Origin of the sequence: Streptomyces sp. NPDC005266 (assembly GCF_040607655.1) — a bacterium.
Lineage (GTDB): Bacteria > Actinomycetota > Actinomycetes > Streptomycetales > Streptomycetaceae > Streptomyces.
In genome coordinates this window covers 163,356-182,380 of the sequence record NZ_JBEXHC010000005.1, presented here as the reverse complement: position 1 = coordinate 182,380, position 19,025 = coordinate 163,356, and the positions used below count along the sequence as shown (strand labels likewise).

At 71.3% G+C, this 19,025-nt stretch carries 13 protein-coding genes and 1 pseudogene; 7 read left to right on the top strand and 7 right to left on the bottom strand.

What is annotated here, in order from left to right; all coding sequences use genetic code 11:
• Positions 1 to 36 precede the first annotated feature (36 nt).
• From ABZU99_RS12040 to ABZU99_RS12025, 4 genes are all read right to left on the bottom strand, one after another.
• Positions 37 to 1,269, bottom strand: coding sequence for a branched-chain amino acid ABC transporter substrate-binding protein (locus tag ABZU99_RS12040; protein ID WP_355939545.1), 1,233 nt, complete (start codon positions 1,267 to 1,269; stop codon positions 37 to 39).
• A gap of 408 nt (positions 1,270 to 1,677) precedes the next feature.
• Complete coding sequence (locus tag ABZU99_RS12035; protein ID WP_355939548.1) at positions 1,678 to 2,124, bottom strand: hypothetical protein; 447 nt, start codon at positions 2,122 to 2,124, stop codon at positions 1,678 to 1,680.
• A 126-nt stretch (positions 2,125 to 2,250) separates the two neighbouring features.
• Positions 2,251 to 2,766: a hotdog fold thioesterase gene (locus ABZU99_RS12030; protein ID WP_355939551.1), complete on the bottom strand. Its 516-nt coding sequence runs from the start codon at positions 2,764 to 2,766 to the stop codon at positions 2,251 to 2,253.
• 78 nt (positions 2,767 to 2,844) lie between these two features.
• Complete coding sequence (locus tag ABZU99_RS12025; protein WP_356046848.1) at positions 2,845 to 5,136, bottom strand: FdhF/YdeP family oxidoreductase; 2,292 nt, start codon at positions 5,134 to 5,136, stop codon at positions 2,845 to 2,847.
• A 159-nt stretch (positions 5,137 to 5,295) separates the two neighbouring features.
• Here ABZU99_RS12025 and polA point away from each other — a divergent pair, with 159 nt between their 5' ends.
• The 5 genes from polA to ABZU99_RS12000 all read left to right on the top strand — a co-directional run bounded on the left by polA (position 5,296) and on the right by ABZU99_RS12000 (position 11,088).
• Positions 5,296 to 8,034: a DNA polymerase I gene (gene polA, locus ABZU99_RS12020; RefSeq protein WP_355939557.1), complete on the top strand. Its 2,739-nt coding sequence runs from the start codon at positions 5,296 to 5,298 to the stop codon at positions 8,032 to 8,034.
• Between the two features lie 112 nt (positions 8,035 to 8,146).
• On the top strand, positions 8,147 to 9,916 hold the full coding sequence (locus tag ABZU99_RS12015) for a lytic transglycosylase (RefSeq protein WP_356046850.1): 1,770 nt from the start codon (positions 8,147 to 8,149) through the stop codon (positions 9,914 to 9,916).
• Positions 9,917 to 10,218: 302 nt separating this feature from the next.
• A complete protein-coding gene (locus tag ABZU99_RS12010) occupies positions 10,219 to 10,449 on the top strand; it encodes a hypothetical protein (RefSeq protein ID WP_355939563.1) in 231 nt (76 codons plus the stop codon).
• A 46-nt stretch (positions 10,450 to 10,495) separates the two neighbouring features.
• Complete coding sequence (locus ABZU99_RS12005; protein WP_355939566.1) at positions 10,496 to 10,714, top strand: hypothetical protein; 219 nt, start codon at positions 10,496 to 10,498, stop codon at positions 10,712 to 10,714.
• Positions 10,711 to 11,088, top strand: coding sequence for a hypothetical protein (locus ABZU99_RS12000; RefSeq protein WP_355939568.1), 378 nt, complete (start codon positions 10,711 to 10,713; stop codon positions 11,086 to 11,088). Before ABZU99_RS12005 ends, ABZU99_RS12000 begins: the two co-directional genes overlap by 4 nt.
• Before the next feature lie 390 nt (positions 11,089 to 11,478).
• Here ABZU99_RS12000 and ABZU99_RS11995 read toward each other — a convergent pair whose 3' ends face one another.
• Complete coding sequence (locus ABZU99_RS11995; protein WP_356046870.1) at positions 11,479 to 14,307, bottom strand: ATP-dependent helicase C-terminal domain-containing protein; 2,829 nt, start codon at positions 14,305 to 14,307, stop codon at positions 11,479 to 11,481.
• 80 nt (positions 14,308 to 14,387) lie between these two features.
• Positions 14,388 to 15,287, bottom strand: a complete 900-nt coding sequence (locus ABZU99_RS11990; RefSeq protein WP_356046853.1) for a methyltransferase domain-containing protein — start codon at positions 15,285 to 15,287, stop codon at positions 14,388 to 14,390.
• Positions 15,288 to 15,643: 356 nt separating this feature from the next.
• On the opposite strand from ABZU99_RS11990, the gene rpsA reads away from it, so the two are divergent.
• Entirely contained in the window at positions 15,644 to 17,146 is a 1,503-nt protein-coding gene (gene rpsA / locus ABZU99_RS11985) for a 30S ribosomal protein S1 (protein WP_355939574.1), read from the top strand.
• Positions 17,147 to 17,243: 97 nt separating this feature from the next.
• Here the strand turns inward: rpsA and ABZU99_RS11980 are convergent.
• Positions 17,244 to 17,693: pseudogene (locus ABZU99_RS11980) on the bottom strand (hypothetical protein); the annotation flags it as partial.
• A 386-nt stretch (positions 17,694 to 18,079) separates the two neighbouring features.
• On the opposite strand from ABZU99_RS11980, the gene ABZU99_RS11975 reads away from it, so the two are divergent.
• Complete coding sequence (locus ABZU99_RS11975; protein ID WP_355939577.1) at positions 18,080 to 19,024, top strand: PAC2 family protein; 945 nt, start codon at positions 18,080 to 18,082, stop codon at positions 19,022 to 19,024.
• Position 19,025: the final 1 nt, after the last annotated feature.

Below are 19,025 nucleotides of genomic sequence, written 5' to 3'. Positions count from 1 at the left end.
GGTTGCGTTTCGTGAGAGTGAGGGTCCGGGCCGGGGTCAGTCCTTGAAGGTCTCGCTCTTCACGGCCTTCCAGGCGCCGTTCTTGACCTCGTAGACGGTCAGCTGCTTGTTGGTGGTGTCCCCGTACTGGTCGAAGGCGACCTTGCCGGTGACGCCGTCGAAGGAGACCTTGCTGAGCGCCTCGGTGATCTTGGCGCGGGGGTCGTCGGGCAGCTTGCCGTCGTTGTCGGCGACGACGGCCTTGACGGCCTGGATGATGGCCCAGCCGGCGTCGTAGGAGTAGCCGCCGTAGGCCGCGTACGGGTCCTGGTATCCCTGCGCCTGGTAGTTCTTCACGAACGTCTTGGCGGAGTCGAGCTGCTCGACCGGGTAGCCGACGGAGGTGGCGAAGTCGCCGTCGTTCTTGGTGCCCGAGGCCTTGATGAAGGCGGGGTCGTAGATGCCGTCGCCGCCCATCACCGGGACCTGGGCGCCGGCCTGCTTGACCTGGTCGGACAGGAGGCCGCCCTCGGGGTACTGGCCGCCGAAGTAGACGGAGTCGGCGCCGGCGGACTTGACCTTGTTGGCGATGCCGGAGAAGTCGGTCTCCTTGACGGTGAGGTGGTCGGTGCCGACCACCTTGCCGCCCAGACGCTTGAACTCCTGGGCGAAGATGGTGGCGAGGCCCGCGCCGTAGGTCTGCTTGTCGTCGACGACGAAGACCTTCCGCTTCTTGGCGTCCTTGTAGTAGTACCGCGCGGCGAACCGGCCCTGGATCACGTCGGTGGTCGCGGTGCGGAAGTAGGTCTTGAAGGGGCGTGCCTTCTTGCCGGAGGCCCACTTGTCGCCCTGGCTCAGCGCCGGGTTGGTGTTGGCGGGGGATACCTGGGCGAGGTCGGCCTTGTTGAAGACGCCCTGCATGGACTGGGCGACGCCCGAGTTCAGCGGCCCGACCATGCCGAGGATGTCCTCCTCGTCGACCATGGAGGTGGCGTTCTGCTTGCCGGAGGAGGGCACCGCCTGGTCGTCATATGCCTTGATCTTGAAGGTGACGCCGGGGACCTCGTTGTTCTTGTTGGCCATCTTCGTCGCGAGATCGACGGAGTTCTTGATGCCCTGGCCGAGGGCGGACAGCGAGCCGGTCAGCGGGGCGTCGACTCCGATGACGACGGTCGTCTTCTTGTCCTTGCCGCCACTGTCGTCTTTGTTGTCGCGCGACCCGCATGCGCTGAGGGTGAGCGCTCCCGCAGTGATCGCGGTCGTCATGAGAAGCAAGGAACGGTGTCGCACGAGGAATCCTTTCCCTGGCCCGGCGCCCCTGTTCCGGAGCGCCGTGTCCTCGCCGGATGGACCTGGTACTGACGTGCAGGTGCGGCGTACACCCGACGCGGTCGTGACTGGCTGTGACTCTAAGCGTGGGGCGCTGCGGGGGGCAGAGGTGCGGCCCATGATGTGACTGTCTTGTTATGGCGCGCGTCACTGTGGGGTGTTCGTGTAGCGGAACGTAAGGGACGAGTGGGGTGAATCCGGACTAATCATGTGGTCCGGATGGTGAGAAGATGCAGTTCCGCTAAGGAGTGCGGAGAACTGGCGGATGACGTGCGCAGAGGTGGGTGCGCGGGGGCGCGGAGAGATCGCATGTGTGGTTGCCGACGGGGGAGCGTGTCCGGTCGTGTATTGCGTGATTGTTACGGTGTGTTACGACGGGCGGCGGGGGCTCGGCGCCGTGCGGGGGTGGCGCTGGGCCGGCGGGCGCCAGTTCTCGGAGCTGTGGGTGGCACCGTGCTCGGCCGCGCAGCGCGCTTCCGCCTGACGGGCGATCAACTTCCTGGCGGCCCGGGCGCCGTAGTGGGTCCACTCGGTGCGGGCGGCGCGGACGATGGCGTCGTAGATCTCGTACTGCTGGTTGGAGAGCCCCTTCTGCTCCCAGTCCAGACCGGCCCACCGGCCGCCGGTCAGGTCCTGCTCGGCCCAGTAGGAGATCAGATGGACGCACAGCCGCACGGGTGAGGCGGGCCGGGCGGAGGGGCTTTCGGGGCCGGGGGCGGGGCCGTGACCGGAGCCGCCGCATCCGGTGAGGGCGGACGCGAGGACGAGCGCGCAGACGACGATGGGCCATGAGCCCGGGCGGGTCGATGCCCTCATGGAGAAACGGTAGGCCCGGCCTTCGGGGGAGGCAACGGCCGTGCCCGGGCCGCCCGCTGGGCGGGGAACGCCGGGTGGCGGGCGGCCTCGGTCAGGGCGCGCGGCGGTCGTCCGCGGCGCCGGGCGTCACCGCTCGGCGCGCTCCTTGGCCTCGGTGATGTCGGCGAGGGTCTTGGGCCGGCCGGACTCGTCCATCTCGCGCAGCAGGCAGGTCAGCCGGGCGGTGCACACCCGCCGGTCCTGCTCGTCGCTTATGACGATCTCGTAGGTGGCGGTGGAACGGCCCCGGTGGACGGGGGTGGCGACGCCGGTGACCAGGCCGGAGCGGACGCCGCGGTGGTGGGTGCAGTTGAGGTCGACGCCGACCGCGATCCGCCGGCTGCCGCCGTGGAGCATCGAGCCGACCGAGCCGAGGGTCTCGGCCAGCACGGCGGAGGCGCCGCCGTGCAGCAGTCCGTACGGCTGGGTGTTGCCCTCCACGGGCATGGTGCCCACGACCCGCTCGGCGGAGGCTTCGAGGATCTGCACGCCCATGCGGGTGCCGAGGTGTCCGGCGGAGAACAGCGCGGGAAGGTCGACGCCGAGCGCCGCGTATTCGTCGATGACCTCTTGCGGGAACTTCACGCTGGTCTGCTCGCCCATGAGGACCGGCTCCGATCGATTGCTTGTGGTGGCCATCTTTCTTGTCAGCACACTCTTATCAGGTCGCTGAGCGAACGCTTAGACGGGGTCCTTCTGTTGTTCCAGCCGGACCACCACGGACTTGCTGGCCGGGGTGTTGCTGGTGTCGGCGGTGGCGTCCAGCGGAACCAGCACATTGGTCTCCGGGTAGTACGAGGCGGCGCAGCCGCGCGCGGTCGGGTAGTGGACCACCCGGAAGCCGGTGGCGCGCCGCTCGGTGCCGTCCGTCCACTCGCTGACCAGATCGGCGTAACTGCCGTCGGCGAGCCCGAGCCCGCGGGCGTCCTCGGGGTGCACCAGCACCACCCGGCGGCCGCCTGTGATGCCGCGGTAGCGGTCGTCCAGACCGTAGATGGTGGTGTTGTACTGGTCGTGGGAGCGGAGGGTCTGCAGCAGCAGCCGGCCCTCGGGCACCGCCGGGTACTCGACGGGGGCGGCGGTGAAGTTGGCCTTGCCGGTGGCGGTGGGGAAGCTGCGGCTGTCGCGCGGGGCGTGCGGCAGGGCGAAGCCGGAGGGGTCGCTCACCCGGGCGTTGAAGTCATCGAAGCCGGGGATGACGGCCGCGATACGGTCGCGGATCCTCGCGTAGTCCTTGGCGAACTCCTCCCAGGGGGTGCGGCTTCCGGGGCCCAGCACACGGCGGGCCAGCCGGCAGACGATGGCCGGCTCGGAGAGCAGATGGGGGCTCGCGGGCTCCAGTCGGCCGCGCGAGGCGTGCACCATGCCCATGGAGTCCTCGACGGTGACGAACTGGGGGCCGCCGTCCTGCAGATCCCGCTCGGTGCGGCCGAGGGTGGGCAGGATCAGCGCGCGGGCGCCGGTGACCACGTGCGAGCGGTTGAGCTTGGTGGAGACGTGGACGGTCAGCCGCGCGGTGCGCATCGCGGACTCGGTCACCTCGGTGTCGGGGGAGGCGGCGACGAAGTTTCCCCCCATGGCGAAGAAGACCTTCGCCCGCCCGTCGCGCAGGGCGCGGATGGCCCGGACGACGTCGAAGCCGTGCTCGCGCGGCGGGGCGAAGCCGAACTCCCGCTCCAGGGCGTCCAGAAAGGCCGGGGCGGGGCGCTCGAAGATGCCCATGGTGCGGTCGCCCTGCACATTGCTGTGGCCGCGCACCGGGCACACCCCGGCGCCGGGGCGGCCGATGTTGCCGCGCAGCAGCAGGAAGTTGACGATCTCCCGGATGGTGGGCACCGAGTGCTTGTGCTGGGTCAGGCCCATCGCCCAGCAGACGATGGTGCGCTTGGAGGCGAGGACCATGTCCAGCGCGCGGTCGATGTCGGCGCGCTCCAGGCCGGTGGCGCGCAGCGTCTCGTCCCAGTCGGCGGCGCGGGCCGCGGCGGCGAACTCCTCGAAGCCATGGGTGTGCTCTCGGACGAACGCCTTGTCAACGGCGTCGGCGCCGTCACGCTCGAGGATCAGCTTGTTGAGGATGCGGAAGAGGGCCTGGTCGCCGCCGAGCCGGATCTGCAGGAAGAGATCGGTGAGCGCGGTGCCACCGCCCGCGATGCCGCGCGCGTTCTGCGGGTTCTTGAAGCGCTCCAGGCCCGCCTCGGGCAGCGGATTGATGGAGATGATCCTCGCGCCGTCGGCCTTGGCCTTCTCCAGGGCGGAGAGCATGCGCGGATGGTTGGTGCCCGGGTTCTGCCCGGCCACGATGATCAGATCGGCCTGGTGGAGGTCCCCCAGCAGCACGCTCCCCTTGCCGACGCCCAGGGTCTCGGTGAGCGCCGAGCCGGAGGACTCATGGCACATGTTGGAGCAGTCGGGCAGGTTGTTGGTGCCGAATTCGCGGGCGAAGAGCTGGTAGAGGAAGGCGGCCTCGTTGCTGGTGCGGCCCGAGGTGTAGAAGACGGCCTCGTCGGGGGAGTCGAGGGCGCCCAGCTCGTCGGCGACGATGTCGAAGGCGCGCTCCCAGGTGACCGGCTCGTAACGCTCGGCGCCCTCGGCCAGATACATGGGCTCGGTCAGCCGGCCCTGCTGGCCGAGCCAGTACCCGCTGCGGGTGGCGAGGTCGGCGACCGGGTGGGCGGCGAAGAAGTCGGGGGTGACGCGGCGCAGCGTCGCCTCCTCGGCGACGGCCTTCGCCCCGTTCTCGCAGAACTCGGCGGTGTGCCGCTTGTCCGGCTCGGGCCAGGCGCACCCAGGACAGTCGAAGCCGTTCTTCTGGTTGACCCGCAGGAGGGTGAGCGCGGTGCGGCGCACGCCCATCTGCTGCTGGGCGATGCGCAGGGAGTGGGCGACGGCGGGCAGGCCGGCGGCGGCGTGCTGCGGGGGCGCGACCTCGGGCGCGTCCTGGACCGGGTCGCCTGCGGGTGGCTTCGCTGCCATGTCGCTCCCCCTGGGGCTCGGGCGTTGCGTGACCTGTACATGCGTCTTCCCTCAGATCCTGTCATGGACCCCTGACATCCGGGAGTGCGGGCCGGTCCGGGCCGGGTCCGGTGACGGAGGCGGGGAGCATTGTCGGTGGGGCGTGGCAGGATCGGGGACGTGGCAGAGAAAGCATCGAAGAAGACCGCAGCGCCCGCGCCCGACCGTACGGGGGAGGACCGTCCCCGCCTGCTCCTGCTGGACGGGCATTCCCTGGCATACCGGGCGTTCTTCGCGCTGCCGGCGGAGAATTTCAACACGACCACCGGCCAGACCACCAATGCGATCTACGGCTTCACCTCGATGCTGGCGAACACGCTCCGTGACGAACAACCCACGCACCTGGCCGTGGCGTTCGACGTCTCGCGCAAGACCTGGCGCTCCGAGCAGTTCACGGAGTACAAGGCGAACCGCTCCAAGGCTCCCGATGAGTTCAAGGGCCAGGTCGAGCTGATCGGCGAGCTGCTCGACTCCATGAACATCACCCGCTTCGCGGTGGACGGCTTCGAGGCCGACGACGTCATCGCCACCCTCGCCACCCAGGCCGAGGCCGAGGGCTTCGAGGTGCTGATCGTCACCGGCGACCGGGATTCGTTCCAGCTGGTCAGCGACCATGTCACGGTGCTCTACCCGACCAAGGGCGTCTCCGAGCTGACCCGGTTCACCCCCGGGAAGGTCCAGGAGAAGTACGGTCTCACCCCGCGCCAGTACCCCGACTTCGCGGCGCTGCGCGGCGACCCGTCGGACAACCTCCCCGGCATTCCGGGTGTCGGTGAGAAGACCGCCACGAAGTGGATCAACCAGTTCGGGTCGTTCCAGGAGCTGGTGGAGCGGGCCGACGAGGTCAAGGGGAAGGTCGGGGAAAAGCTCCGCGACCATCTGGAGGCCGTCAAGCTCAACCGGCAGCTGACCGAGCTGGTGCGGGATGTGGAGCTGGGCACCGGCCCCGAGGGGCTCAAGCGCGCTCCGTACAACAGGGAAGCGCTCTCGGTGATCCTCGACGCACTGGAGTTCCGCCACCAGAACTTCCGCGACCGGATCATGGCGGTCGACCCGGGCGCGGCCGAGGACGAGCCCGCGGCGCCGTCCCCCGGTGTCGAGATCGACGGTGTGACGCTGGGCGCGGGCGAGCTCGCCCCCTGGCTGGAGCGCCACGGCGCGGCGCGGCTGGGTCTGGCCACCGTCGACGTCTGGGCCCTGGGCAGCGGCAGCGTGAGCGAGATCGCGCTGGCCACCGCCGAGGGGCCGGCCGTCTGCTTCGACCCGTCCGGGCTGGACGAGGCCGACGAGCGGGCGTTCGCCGACTGGATCGCCGACGCGGACCGGCCCAAGGTGACGCACAGCGCCAAGGGCGTCATGCGGGTCTTCGCCGAGCACGGTTGGTCCGTCGCGGGCGTCACCATGGACACCGCGCTGGCCGCCTATCTGGTCAAGCCCGGCCGCCGCTCCTTCGAGCTGGACGCCCTGTCGGTCGAGTATCTTGGCCGCGAGCTGTCCCCGGCGGCCGCCGCTGACAGCGGACAGCTGGCCTTCGGCACCGATGAGCAGGCCGAGCAGGACGCCCTGATGATCAAGGCGCGGACGGTGCTGGACCTCGGAGAGGCGTTCGGCGGCCGGCTGAAGGACGTGGGCGCGGCCGGGCTGCTGCACGATGTGGAACTGCCCACCTCCGAGCTGCTGGCCAGGATGGAGCGCTCGGGAATCGCCGCTGACCGCGCCTGGCTGGAGCGCATGGAGCAGCAGTTCGCCGGCGCCGTCCAGCAGGCGGTCAAGGAGGCGCACGCCGCGGTGGGCCATGAGTTCAACCTCGGCTCGCCCAAGCAGCTGCAGGAAGTGCTCTTCGGCGAGCTGGGCCTGCCCAAGACCAAGAAGACCAAGACCGGGTACACCACGGACGCCGACGCGCTCGCCTGGCTGGCAGCGCAGACCGACCACGAGCTTCCGGTGATCATGCTGCGCCACCGTGAGCAGGCCCGGCTGCGCTCCACCGTGGAGGGGCTGATCAAGACGATCGCCCCCGGCGGCCGCATCCACACCACCTTCAACCAGACGGTGGCGGCCACCGGCCGGCTGTCCTCCACCGACCCCAATCTGCAGAACATCCCGGTGCGCACCGACGAGGGCCGGGCGATCCGGCGCGGCTTCGTCGTCGGTGAGGGCTTCGAGTCGCTGATGACCGCCGACTACAGCCAGATCGAGCTGCGCGTGATGGCCCATCTCTCGGAGGACGAGGGGCTGATCGAGGCGTTCGCCTCCGGAGAGGACCTGCACACCACCGTTGCCTCCCAGGTCTTCGGCGTCGCCAAGTCCGAGGTCGACCCGGAGATGCGCCGCAAGATCAAGGCGATGTCGTACGGACTGGCGTACGGGCTCTCCGCGTTCGGCCTCTCCCAGCAGCTGGGCATCACGGCCGACGAGGCCCGCCGGCTGATGGAGAACTTCTTCGAGCGGTTCGGTGGGGTGCGCGACTACCTTCAGCGGGTCGTGGAGGAGGCACGCGCCACCGGCTATACGGAGACCATGCTCGGCCGCCGCCGCTATCTCCCGGACCTCACCAGCGACAACCGCCAGCGCCGCGAGATGGCCGAGCGGATGGCGCTCAACGCCCCGATCCAGGGCACTGCCGCCGACATCGTGAAGATCGCCATGCTGAAGGTGGACGCGGCGCTGACGCGGGAGAAGCTGGCGTCGCGGATGCTGCTCCAGGTCCACGACGAAATCGTGCTGGAGATCGCCCCGGGTGAGCGCGAGCGGGTCGAGGAGCTGGTGCGCCGCGAGATGGCGGACGCCTTCGAGCTGCGCGCCCCGCTGGATGTGTCGGTCGGCGTCGGATCTGACTGGGAGTCGGCCGCCCACTGAGAGATTGGCCGACGCGCGGTTTGCAGCGGTGGCTGCGTGCCATAAGTTGTCGTAGTGTCACCAGGGTTAATGCGCAGGGGAGCGCGCTGTGTTCGACGGGAGGGACACACGGATGGCACCGCTGATCGGCCGACGACTGCGCAAGGGGGCGGCCACGACGGCGGTGGCGGCGGCCGCGATGGCCGCCCTCACCGCGTCCCAGGGGCCCGGGTTCGCCAGCACCGCGGACCACGGCGACCGGGACCGCGACCGGGAACAGGCGGCCGGTGAGTCGCGGACCCCGGCCGAGGCGGACCTCCCCATCGACGGCGGTTCGTCCTACCACACCGATCTCCCGCCGCTGAAGACGCCCGACAAGCCGGGCTCCTCCATCGACCTGCCCGGGCTCCCGGGTGGCGGCGCCAAGGCCGAGGCGGGCATCCCCGCGTCCGTCCTCGACGCGTACAAGAGGGCCGAAGCGGCCCTCAACAAGTCGAAACCGGGCTGCAATCTGCCCTGGCAGCTGCTCGCCGCGATCGGCAAGGTCGAGTCCGGCCAGGCCCGTGGCGGAAATCTCGACTCCGAGGGCACCACGGTCGCGCCCATCCTCGGCCCGGCCCTCAACGGCAAGGGCTTCGCCCTGATCAAGGACACCGACGGCGGTGCGTACGACGGTGACCGTACGCACGACCGGGCTGTCGGCCCCATGCAGTTCATCCCGTCCACGTGGGCCAATTGGGGCAAAGACGGCAACGGCGACGGAGAGAAGAACCCCAACAACGTCTATGACGCGGCGCTCGCCGCCGGCGCCTACCTCTGCGCGGGCGGCCGCGATCTGTCCGTCCAGGACGACCTGAACGACGCGATCCTCGGGTACAACCGCTCGCGGGAGTATCTGAACACGGTCCTGTCGTGGTTCGAGTACTACAAGTCGGGCACCCATGAGGTCCCCGACGGCACCGGAGTGCTGCCCTCGAACGACGGCACGAGCCGCGGGGACGGCACCGGCTCCGGGAAGAAGGGCAAGGGGAAGGGCAAGAAGGAGCATCGCGCCCATACCCTCCCCAAGCACACCGGAGGGCGCGACAGTTCCACCCCGACGCCCCCGGCGACCGGCGAGGACAAGGTCGAGATCCCCGGCTCGCAGACGCCCAAGCCCCCGAAGACGACCCCGACGCCCCCCGCCCCCCGGGTCGCCAGCAAGCTCGGCTCCGTCGGCGCCAGGGAGCTGTCCGCCACCGCGGGCGCCGACTTCGACCGTTTGCCCCGGGTCAAGGCCGTGGACGCCGAGGGCAAGCCGGTGGCCGGGGCGCGGATCAGGTACGAGATCCGCGGCGAGACGCAGGCCCGCTTCATCGGCCTGGTCAGGTCCGCCACCGTGCTCACCGGTTCCGACGGCATCGCCACCGCGCCGAAGCTGACCGCGGGCGAGAAGACGGGTGCGTTCACCGTGCGCGCCACGGTGGTCGGGCGCGATGTGGCCCCGGTCGACTTCGCCGCGACCGTCAAGGCCCGGCCCGCGCCGCGGGCCGACGCGCTGGCCCGGCTCAATGACAAGGCCCTCACGGCCGAGACCGGCGGGTTCTTCACCGATCCGCTCACCGTCAAGGCGACGTACAAGGGCAAGGTCGCGGCGCAGGTGCCGGTGACCGCGACCATGATCACGCCGGAGTCCGCGAAGGCCGGGCAGCCCCAGGTGAACGACAAGGGCCCGTACTTCCTGGACGAGAAGGGCAAGCCGGTCCGCACCCTGACCGCCCTGAAGACCAACGTCCTCGGGCAGCTCACCCTGCCGAAGATCCTCACCGATGACCACGCGGGCACCTTCCTGCTCCGGCTGACCACGGCCGACGGCGCGGTGCTGGACATCGAGCTGACCGTCACCCAGGCCGCCGCCTCCTGACGGCCCTGCGGCCCTGACGGCCCTGACGCACCGCCCCCGAGCCCGCACCGGGCCCGGGGGCGGTGCGCTGTGTTCACGCCCGCGTGTTCTCATTCGCGGCCCCCTTGCTACGCGGTGCCCCCGCCCTGGCGCCGTGTCAGACGGCGCACCCGGACCTTCCGCGGGCTGAAGGTCTAAGCGGTTACGGCGAAGTCAAGTGCTGATCCTTCTCGGCGTCCAAGCCCTCGGCCAGGCCGAACGGCGAGGGATCAGCGGCGAACTTCACCGCATCCGCTTAGTACTTCGAACAGACTGTCCCCTGGATGCGCGAGGACTACATCGCACACACGGTCGCGCTCGTGACGTTCCAGCGCCGGCTGATCCTCGCGCTCGCCACCTTTCTGCCGTGGGGCCTTCTCACCCTGGGGACGCTGCTGGGCCGGCTCGCGCTGCTGCCGGAGGCCCGCGGCGGCCGCCCGGCGCCGCCGGCTTTCCGGGCGGCCGGCGTCCGGCGCGACGCGTCAACTTCCGTCCCCGGGATTCGCTCGGGGTAGCGAAGCCGGTAGTGATCACGGTGTTGGCGTGGCTAGCATGCCGCCCATGCCTGGCATCACGATCGAGTTCACCGAGCAGGAGCTGGCCGAGCTGCGCGCCGAGGCCAAGGAGAAGGGCGTGGCGATCAAGCGGCTGGCCCACGACATACTGACCGAGGACGTGGTGCGGCGGCGGCAGAAGCAGCGCTTCGTCGAGGGGGCCGTGAAGTTCGCGCTGGAGTACAAGACCGAATTCGAGCGGGAGTTCCCGGAAGGCCAGCGGTGATCCTGTATGTCGACGCCGGCTGGGTGCTCAACGTTCAGGTCGAGGTCTCCCCGGTCAACACCCCCGTGCGGGACTGGGGCGCCCTGCACTGCATGACCGAGCGGCACCGCTATGAGCGGTTCGCGGGGGAGCCCTACTACGAGGAGGCCGCGGCGCGCGCCGCGACCTTTCTGCACACCTCGCTGATCCTCGAGCCGTTCTCCGACTACAACGCCACGATCGGCGCGGCGTGCGCGCAGATGTACATGGAGGAGTCCGGCGAGCCGATCACGCCTCCGCCGGGCGGGATGGTCACGCTGGTCCGCGACATACGGAAGCACTCCAGGTTCCGGCTGAGCGAGACCGCGCGGCGGCTTCGCGCCTGGGCCGACTGAACGGCGCATTCCCGTACGGTTCCGCCGCGGTTCCCGACGGTTCAGCGGCGGCTACGGTTCCGCGGCGGGTGCCTACGGTTCGACGGCGGGTGCCTATGGTTCCGCGGCGGGTCCCTACGGTTCCGCGGCGGCTACGGTTCAGCGGCGGCTACGGTTCAGTGGCGGATCCCGACGGTTCAGTGGCGGGTGCCTACCGGTTCAGCCGCGGCGGGTCCCTACGGTTCAGTAGCGGGTTCCGACGGTTCAGCGGCGGGTCCCTACGGTTCAGCCGCGGGTCCCTACGGTTCCGGCGGCGATCCCTGCGGTTCCGCCGCGGGTCCCTACGGTTCAGCGGTGGGTGCCTACGGTTCAGTGGTGGGTGCCTACGGTTCAGTGGCGGGTCCCTACGGTTCAGCGGCGGGTGTTGGTCCGCCGGGTCGGCTCGGCCGTCGCCGGATCCTCCGGCCAGGGGTGCTTGGGGTACCGGCCGCGCAGCTCGGCCCGCACCGACCGGTAGCCGTCCCTCCAGAACGACGCCAGATCGGCGGTGACCGCGGCCGGACGCCCCGCCGGCGACAGCAGATGCACCAGCAGCGGCACCCGCCCGCCCGCGATCCGCGGCGTCTCCTGCCAGCCGAACAGCTCCTGCAGCTTCACCGCCAGCACCGGCTGCCCCTCGCCGTACTCCACCCGCACCCGCGATCCGCTCGGCACCTCGATCCGCTCCGGCGCCAGCTCCTCGAACCGCGCGGCGTCGCCCGTGGCCCACGGCATCAGCCGGGCCAGCGCCTGCCCGGCGTCCACCCTCTCCAGATCTGCCCGTCGGCGGGCCCGGTCCAGCTCCACGCCCAGCCAGTCGTCGACACGCTCCAGCAGCGCCGCGTCCGAGACGTCCGGCCAGGGCTCGCCCAGCTCCCGGTGCACAAACGCCAGCCGCTGCCGCACCGCAGCGGCCTGCGCCGACCACCGCAGCAGCCCCAGCCCCTCGCGGCGCAACCCCTCCAGCAGGGCCTCGCGTACGAGTGCCGGATCGGGCGCGGCCAGCGGCCGGGCCACCAGCTCGATCGCGCCCAGCCGGGCCACCCGGCGCGCGACCACGTCACCGTCGGCCCAGCGCACCTCCTCGCTGTCCGACCCCAGCGCGGCGGCCGCCGCACTGGCCGTGTCCTCGTCGGTCACGGCAGCCAGCCGAACCCGCGCGGACGCGGAGGCCACCGGCCGGTCCGCGACGGCCACGGCGAGCCAGGGGGCGCCGCCGAGCCGCGACCCGTCCCCCAGCTCGGCCCCCGTGCCGGCCGCCATCAGATAAGCCCGCTCACCCCGTCGCCGGGCCACCCGCTCCGGAAACGCCAACGCGGCCACCAGCCCGGCCACCGCGTCATCCCCCCAACCCGCGGCACGCTCACCAACCCCCACAACGCCGCCCGTCCGCCGTGCCCGGGGGTCGGTCCGCGGCTGTCGGGTCCGTGTGTCGGGGTCGGGGTGCTCGGGGCGGGGCTGGGCGGTGCGGGCACTGTCGTGGCCCTGGGTGGCGTCCGGGGTGGCTTGCTGGGTTGCTGGGGCGGCGGGTGTCTGTGGGTGGGGGTGGGGCGAGGTGTCCGCCGGCCGTGCCCGGGGGGCGGTCTGCCGCCGTTCGGTCCGTGCGTCGGGGTTGGGTGTCGCCGGGGTGGGGTGGGGGTCGGGGTGCCCGGCCGTTGCCCCGTCGTCCGGCAGGCCGGGCGAGCCCGGGGCCGTGGGGGAGCCGGCCGCAGGGGGCAGGGCACGCTCCAGGCGGCGGGCCTCCTGGCGCCACCTTGCGGCGTAGGGGTCGCCGCCGCGGCGGGCGGTGCGCCAGGCGGCGGCCAGATCGTCGCCGTACTCCCTCGGCGGCTCCTCGCTCAGGAGCGCCACGACCTCCGCCGCCCGGCGGGCGCCGACCTGCTGGGCGCCGTCCAGGAGCGCCCGGGCGAGACGGGGGTGGAGGCCGAGCCGGGCCATCCGGGTACCGCGTTCGGTGGCTCGTCCGGCGGGGTCCACGGCGCCGATCGCCGTGAGCGTCTCCCGGGCGGCCGTCATCGCCCCGGCCGGCGGAGGGTCCAGCAGCGCAAGGCCGGACGCGTCCGGGTCGCCCCAGCAGGCCGCCTGCAGGGCGAAGGCCGTCAGGTCCGCAACGGCGATCTCCGGGGAGGGGAAGCGCGGCAGCCGGGCGTCCTCCGCCTCCGGCCAGCAGCGGTAGACCACGCCCGGCGCCTCGCGCCCCGCGCGGCCCGCGCGCTGGCGGGCCGCCGCCCGTGACGCCCTTACGGTCGTCAGCGCGCTCAGCCCGCGCGCGTGGTCCATCCGCGGTTCGCGCGCGAGACCGCAGTCCACGACCACCCGGACGCCCGGCACGGTCAGGCTCGACTCGGCGACCGAGGTCGCCAGCACCACCCGCCGCCGGCCGCCGTCCGACCCCGCGAGCACCGCCTCCTGTACGGCGGCGGACGCCCGGCCGTGCACCTGCAGGACGTCCACGTCCGTCAGGCCGCCCAGCTGCCCGGCCACCCGCGCGATCTCGCCGACGCCGGGCAGGAAGCACAGCACATCGCCGTCCCGCTCGCGCAGCGCCCGCCGTACTGCGGTCGTCACATGCTCCAGCAGGGCCGGATCCACCCGCATCCCGTGCGGTGGGCGTACGGGGCGCGGGGGCGGCGCCCACACCACCTCCACGGGGTGGGACACGCCCGGCGCGGACACCACCGGGGCGGGCTCGGCGTCGCCGCCGAGCAGCCGCGCCCATCCCTCCGCGTCCGTCGTCGCGGAGGCCGCGACCAGCCGCAGATCGGGGCGGAGCGTGGCCTGGACGTCCAGCAGGAAGGCGGCGGCCGTGTCGGCGTCCAGATGCCGCTCATGGCATTCGTCGAGGACGACCATGTCGACCCCGGCCAGCTCCTGATCACGTTGCAGTCGTTGCGACAGCACACCGGTGGTCACCACCTCGACCACCGTCCCGCGCCCGGCCTGCCGCTCCCCGCGCACGGTGAATCCGACCTTCCCGCCCACTCGCTCGCCCAGGAGCCACGCCATCCGCCGCGCGGCGGCCCGCGCCGCGATCCGCCGAGGCTCGGCGACCAGCACCCGCCGTACCGGCCGGCCGTCGCCCACCAGGCCGGCCAGCACCAGCGGCACCAGCGTGGTCTTGCCGGTCCCCGGGGGCGCGCACAGCACGGCCGCCCCACGGTCCTCGAGGGCGCGCAGCAGCGCGGGTACGGCTTCGCGCACGGGAAGCCCGGGAAATCCGGCAAGCCCGGGGACTTCGGGAAAGCCGTCGAGTGCGTCGGTACGGAGGGTCACCGGCCGGCTCAGTCCCGCTCGCAGACGAAGATGGCGGTGCCCGGGATGAGGTTTCCGCGCAGCGGGGACCAGCCGCCCCACTCCTGGGTGTTCCACGCGGGCCACTCGGGTTCCAGGAGGTCGACCAGCCGGAAGCCGCCGGCCACCACGTCCCGTACCCGGTCGCCGAGGGTCCGGTGGTGTTCCACGTAGACGGCCCGGCCCGCTTCGTCCTGCTCCACGTAGGGCGTGCGGTCGAAGTAGGAGGCGGCGACGGACAGCCCCTCGGGACCCGGCTCGTCGGGGAAGGCCCACCGCACCGGATGGGACACCGAGAAGACCCAGCGCGCGCCCGGCCGCAGCACCCGCCGGACCTCGCGCATCACCCGCACCGGATCGGCGACGAACGGGACCGCCCCGTAAGCGGAGCAGGCCAGGTCGAACGAGCCGTCCCGGAAGGGAAGGGCCGTGGCGTCGGCCTGGACCAGGGCGATCCCGGACGCGCGGCCGGCCTCGGCGTCGATCCGCCGCGCGTGCCGCAGCTGCTGGTAGGAGAGGTCGAGCGCCACTGGGCGCGCTCCCCGCGCCGCCAGCCAGCGCGCGCACTGTGCCGCGCCCGCGCCGACCTCCAGGACGTCGAGCCCCTTGAGCCCGTCGGCCGGCCCGAGCAGCCCCGCCTCGGCCTCGTCGAGCCCTTCGGGGCCCCATATGAACCGGTCGTCGCCGAGGAAGCCGCCGTGTTCGTCCTGGTATTCGTCCGCGTTGCGGTCCCACCACCCCCGGCTGGCCCGGCTGCTCTCCGTGTCGTCGGCGATCCGGCGGGTGGCCGTCGGCTCCGGGTTTTCCGGTGTCAGGTCGTCCGCTGCCGGGGTGCCGGGTGCCGGGGTGCCGGGTGCCGGGGCGTCCCTGGGCTCGTGTTCTTGGACCATCGCGCGCGTCGTCGTACTCTCTGTATCGACCTGTGGCTGCGGGGCACGGTGAGGACCGCGTCGCAGTAACGGACCATGCGAATCGCCGGGTTCGGGGGGTTAAGCCCCGCGTGCGCTCTTCGTGCATTGACCATGCCCGGCTGCCCCCGTATGCTACAAGTTGCGCTGCGGGCTTGCGCGCCTCAGACGGAGCAGGCCGCGCTCGTATCTGTTGCATGTCCCCTCGGCTGCCGAGGCGCTTTTCGATCCCTCGGAAAGACAAACGCCTCCAAGGCTGTCCGGCTTCGGCAGTGCGATAAGGGTCCCGGCGTAGCAGTACCTACGACTTCAATGTCCGTACCGGAGCCCTTTCCCACATGACGAGCAGCACCGAGGCAACCCGCACCACCCCGCAGGTGGCGGTAAACGACATCGGTTCCGAGGAAGCCTTCCTCGCCGCGATCGACGAGACGATCAAGTACTTCAACGACGGCGACATCGTCGACGGCGTCATCGTGAAGGTCGACCGGGACGAGGTCCTGCTCGACATCGGTTACAAGACCGAAGGCGTCATCCCTTCCCGCGAGCTTTCGATCAAGCACGACGTCGACCCCAATGAGGTCGTGGCCGTCGGCGACGAGATCGAGGCCCTTGTCCTCCAGAAGGAGGACAAGGAAGGCCGCCTGATCCTCTCGAAGAAGCGCGCCCAGTACGAGCGTGCCTGGGGCACCATCGAGAAGATCAAGGAAGAGGACGGGATCGTCACCGGTACCGTCATCGAGGTCGTCAAGGGTGGTCTCATCCTCGACATCGGCCTCCGTGGCTTCCTCCCCGCCTCCCTGGTGGAGATGCGCCGCGTCCGCGACCTGCAGCCCTACGTGGGCAAGGAGCTCGAGGCCAAGATCATCGAGCTGGACAAGAACCGCAACAACGTGGTCCTGTCCCGCCGTGCCTGGCTGGAGCAGACCCAGAGCGAGGTCCGCCAGACCTTCCTCACCACCCTCCAGAAGGGTCAGGTGCGCTCCGGTGTCGTCTCCTCCATCGTCAACTTCGGTGCCTTCGTGGACCTGGGTGGCGTCGACGGTCTCGTTCACGTCTCCGAGCTGTCCTGGAAGCACATCGACCACCCGTCCGAGGTTGTCGAGGTCGGCCAGGAGGTCACGGTCGAGGTCCTGGACGTCGACATGGACCGCGAGCGCGTGTCCCTGTCGCTCAAGGCGACCCAGGAAGACCCGTGGCAGCAGTTCGCCCGGACCCACCAGATCGGTCAGGTCGTCCCGGGTAAGGTCACCAAGCTGGTTCCGTTCGGTGCGTTCGTCCGCGTGGACGAGGGCATCGAGGGCCTGGTCCACATCTCCGAGCTGGCCGAGCGCCACGTGGAGATCCCGGAGCAGGTCGTCCAGGTCAACGACGAGATCTTCGTCAAGGTCATCGACATCGACCTCGAGCGCCGCCGCATCAGCCTCTCGCTGAAGCAGGCCAACGAGGCCTTCGGTGCCGACCCGTCCGTGGTCGAGTTCGACCCGACCCTGTACGGCATGGCCGCGTCCTACGACGACCAGGGCAACTACATCTACCCCGAGGGCTTCGACCCCGAGACCAACGACTGGCTCGAGGGCTTCGAGACCCAGCGCGAGGCCTGGGAGACCCAGTACGCCGAGGCGCAGCAGCGCTTCGAGCAGCACCAGGCTCAGGTCATCAAGTCGCGCGAGGCCGACGAGCAGGCCGCTGCCGAGGCCGGCAGCGCTGCCCCGGCGCAGGGCGGGCAGGCCACCGGTGGCGGTTCGTACTCCTCGGAGTCGGCCGACAACTCCGGCGCCCTGGCCTCGGACGAGGCGCTGGCGGCGCTCCGCGAGAAGCTGGCCGGCGGCCAGAGCTGAACCGGTCCGGCCCGGTCGGCGGCCACCGCTAGCCGCACCGGCTGATCGTTGATAAGGCCCGCTCCCTCCTGGGGAGCGGGCCTTAGCTCTGCTCCGGGACGTCCCGGACAGTGACCGAAACCGAGTCGACGGTGACGCTCTCCGCGCTGTCGATCTTGATGCCCTCCCGGCCGCCGCTGACCGTGATGCCCTTGACCGTCCAGTACGAGGCGCCGTTCAGACGGAGTCCATAGCCGCCGCTCGTGGTGAGGACCGCCTTCGGTGAGCCGGTGAGGGTGATCCTGGAGCCGGAGGTCCCGGAGGCGGTGATCTCGAAGCTGCCGTGGTACGTACCGTCGGCGAGCCGGATCGTGTCGCCGGGCCGGGCGGTGGCGAGGGCGTCCTTGAGCCCCGCGGCGTCCGAGACGGAGATCAGCGCGGCGGTGACGGCGGGGGCGTCCCGTGCGGTCGTGCCCGCCGCGATCAGCCCGCCGGCGGCGGCCAGCGCGGCGGCGGAGGCGGGGGCGAGGCTGCGTAATCGGGTGAGGGAGGGGCCGGGGGAGTGCATGGCTCTGCCTTCCTGTGCCGGGGTCGGGGAGCGACACCTGCGCGGTTCTGAAGAGTGAACTTGGGCTGCCATGGTGAACCTCTGGCGGCACGCGAAGATAAGCGCGCCGCACGGACCCGTCAACCCTGCCCCGCGCGCTGACGTCGCAATCGCGCCGCGCTGGTGCGCGGCCGGAGCCGTGCTCGTCTCGCGCTCGCGTCCGTCGCGCTCGTGTGCGTGTGCGCATCAGCAGAAACCCACGCGGGCCCAGCGCCGTTGACGAACCGTCACCCCGCATCGCTCCGCGGCTCCCTGTCGGCGTCGCGGAAGACGTTCGGCCGGGTGCGGGAATGTCCCCGGCCCCGTTCGGTGTTCTTCGGTGCGGAACACAAGGAGGAGCGGTCACAGTGCTAGATCCGCAGGATTTGTACGCATGGGAGCCGAGCGGACTCGCGGAGGTCGACGCGATAGCCTCGCGGGACTCGGCCGGGCTGGTGCTGCTCTACCACTTCGACGGCTACATCGATGCCGGCGAGACCGGGGACCAGATCGTCGAGCGGCTGCTCGACGGGCTGCCGCACCAGGTTGTCGCCCGTTTCGACCACGACCGGCTGGTCGACTACCGGGCCCGGCGCCCCTTGCTGACCTTCCAGCGCGACCGCTGGACGGACTACGAGACCCCGGCGATCGAGCTCCATCTGGTCCGCGACGCGACCGCGGCCCCGTTCCTGCTGCTGGCGGGCCTCGAGCCGGATGTGGAGTGGGAGCGGTTCGCGGTGGCCGTGCGCCAGATCATCGAGCGGCTGGGCGTGCGCCTCGCCGTGAATTTCCACGGCATCCCGATGGGCGTTCCGCACACCCGCCCGGTCGGCATCACCCCGCACGGCAACCGCACCGATCTGATGCCCGGCCACCGCGGTTTCTTCGACGAGGCCCAGGTGCCCGGCAGCGCCGAGGCCCTGATCGAGTACCGGCTCGCCGAGGCGGGCCACGATGTGCTCGGTGTCGCCGCGCACGTCCCGCACTATCTCGCCCGGTCCGCCTACCCGGACGCGGCGCTCACCGCGCTGGAGGCCGTCACGGCGGCCACCGGCCTGGTGCTGCCGGGTGTGGCGCACGCGCTGCGCAACGAGGCGCTCAAGACGCAGGAGGAGATCGAGCGGCAGATCTCGGAAGGGGACGAGGACCTCGTTTCGCTTGTCCGGGGCCTTGAGCACCAGTTCGACGCGGTGGCCGGGGCCGAGAGCCGCGGCAACCTGGTCGCGGAGCCGACCGAGCTGCCCTCGGCGGATGAGCTGGGGGCCGAGTTCGAGCGCTTCCTGGCCGAGCGGGAGGGCGAGGGCGGCGGCTGAC

Coding starts and splice junctions, on each gene's coding strand:
- ABZU99_RS12035 (WP_355939548.1), bottom strand. CDS start 2,124: ATGAGGGCATCGACCCGCCCGGGCTCATGGCCCATCGTCGTCTGCGCG.
- ABZU99_RS12030 (WP_355939551.1), bottom strand. CDS start 2,766: ATGGGCGAGCAGACCAGCGTGAAGTTCCCGCAAGAGGTCATCGACGAA.
- ABZU99_RS12025 (WP_356046848.1), bottom strand. CDS start 5,136: ATGGCAGCGAAGCCACCCGCAGGCGACCCGGTCCAGGACGCGCCCGAG.
- ABZU99_RS12015 (WP_356046850.1), top strand. CDS start 8,147: ATGGCACCGCTGATCGGCCGACGACTGCGCAAGGGGGCGGCCACGACG.
- ABZU99_RS12010 (WP_355939563.1), top strand. CDS start 10,219: ATGCGCGAGGACTACATCGCACACACGGTCGCGCTCGTGACGTTCCAG.
- ABZU99_RS12005 (WP_355939566.1), top strand. CDS start 10,496: ATGCCTGGCATCACGATCGAGTTCACCGAGCAGGAGCTGGCCGAGCTG.
- ABZU99_RS11990 (WP_356046853.1), bottom strand. CDS start 15,287: ATGGTCCAAGAACACGAGCCCAGGGACGCCCCGGCACCCGGCACCCCG.
- rpsA (WP_355939574.1), top strand. CDS start 15,644: ATGACGAGCAGCACCGAGGCAACCCGCACCACCCCGCAGGTGGCGGTA.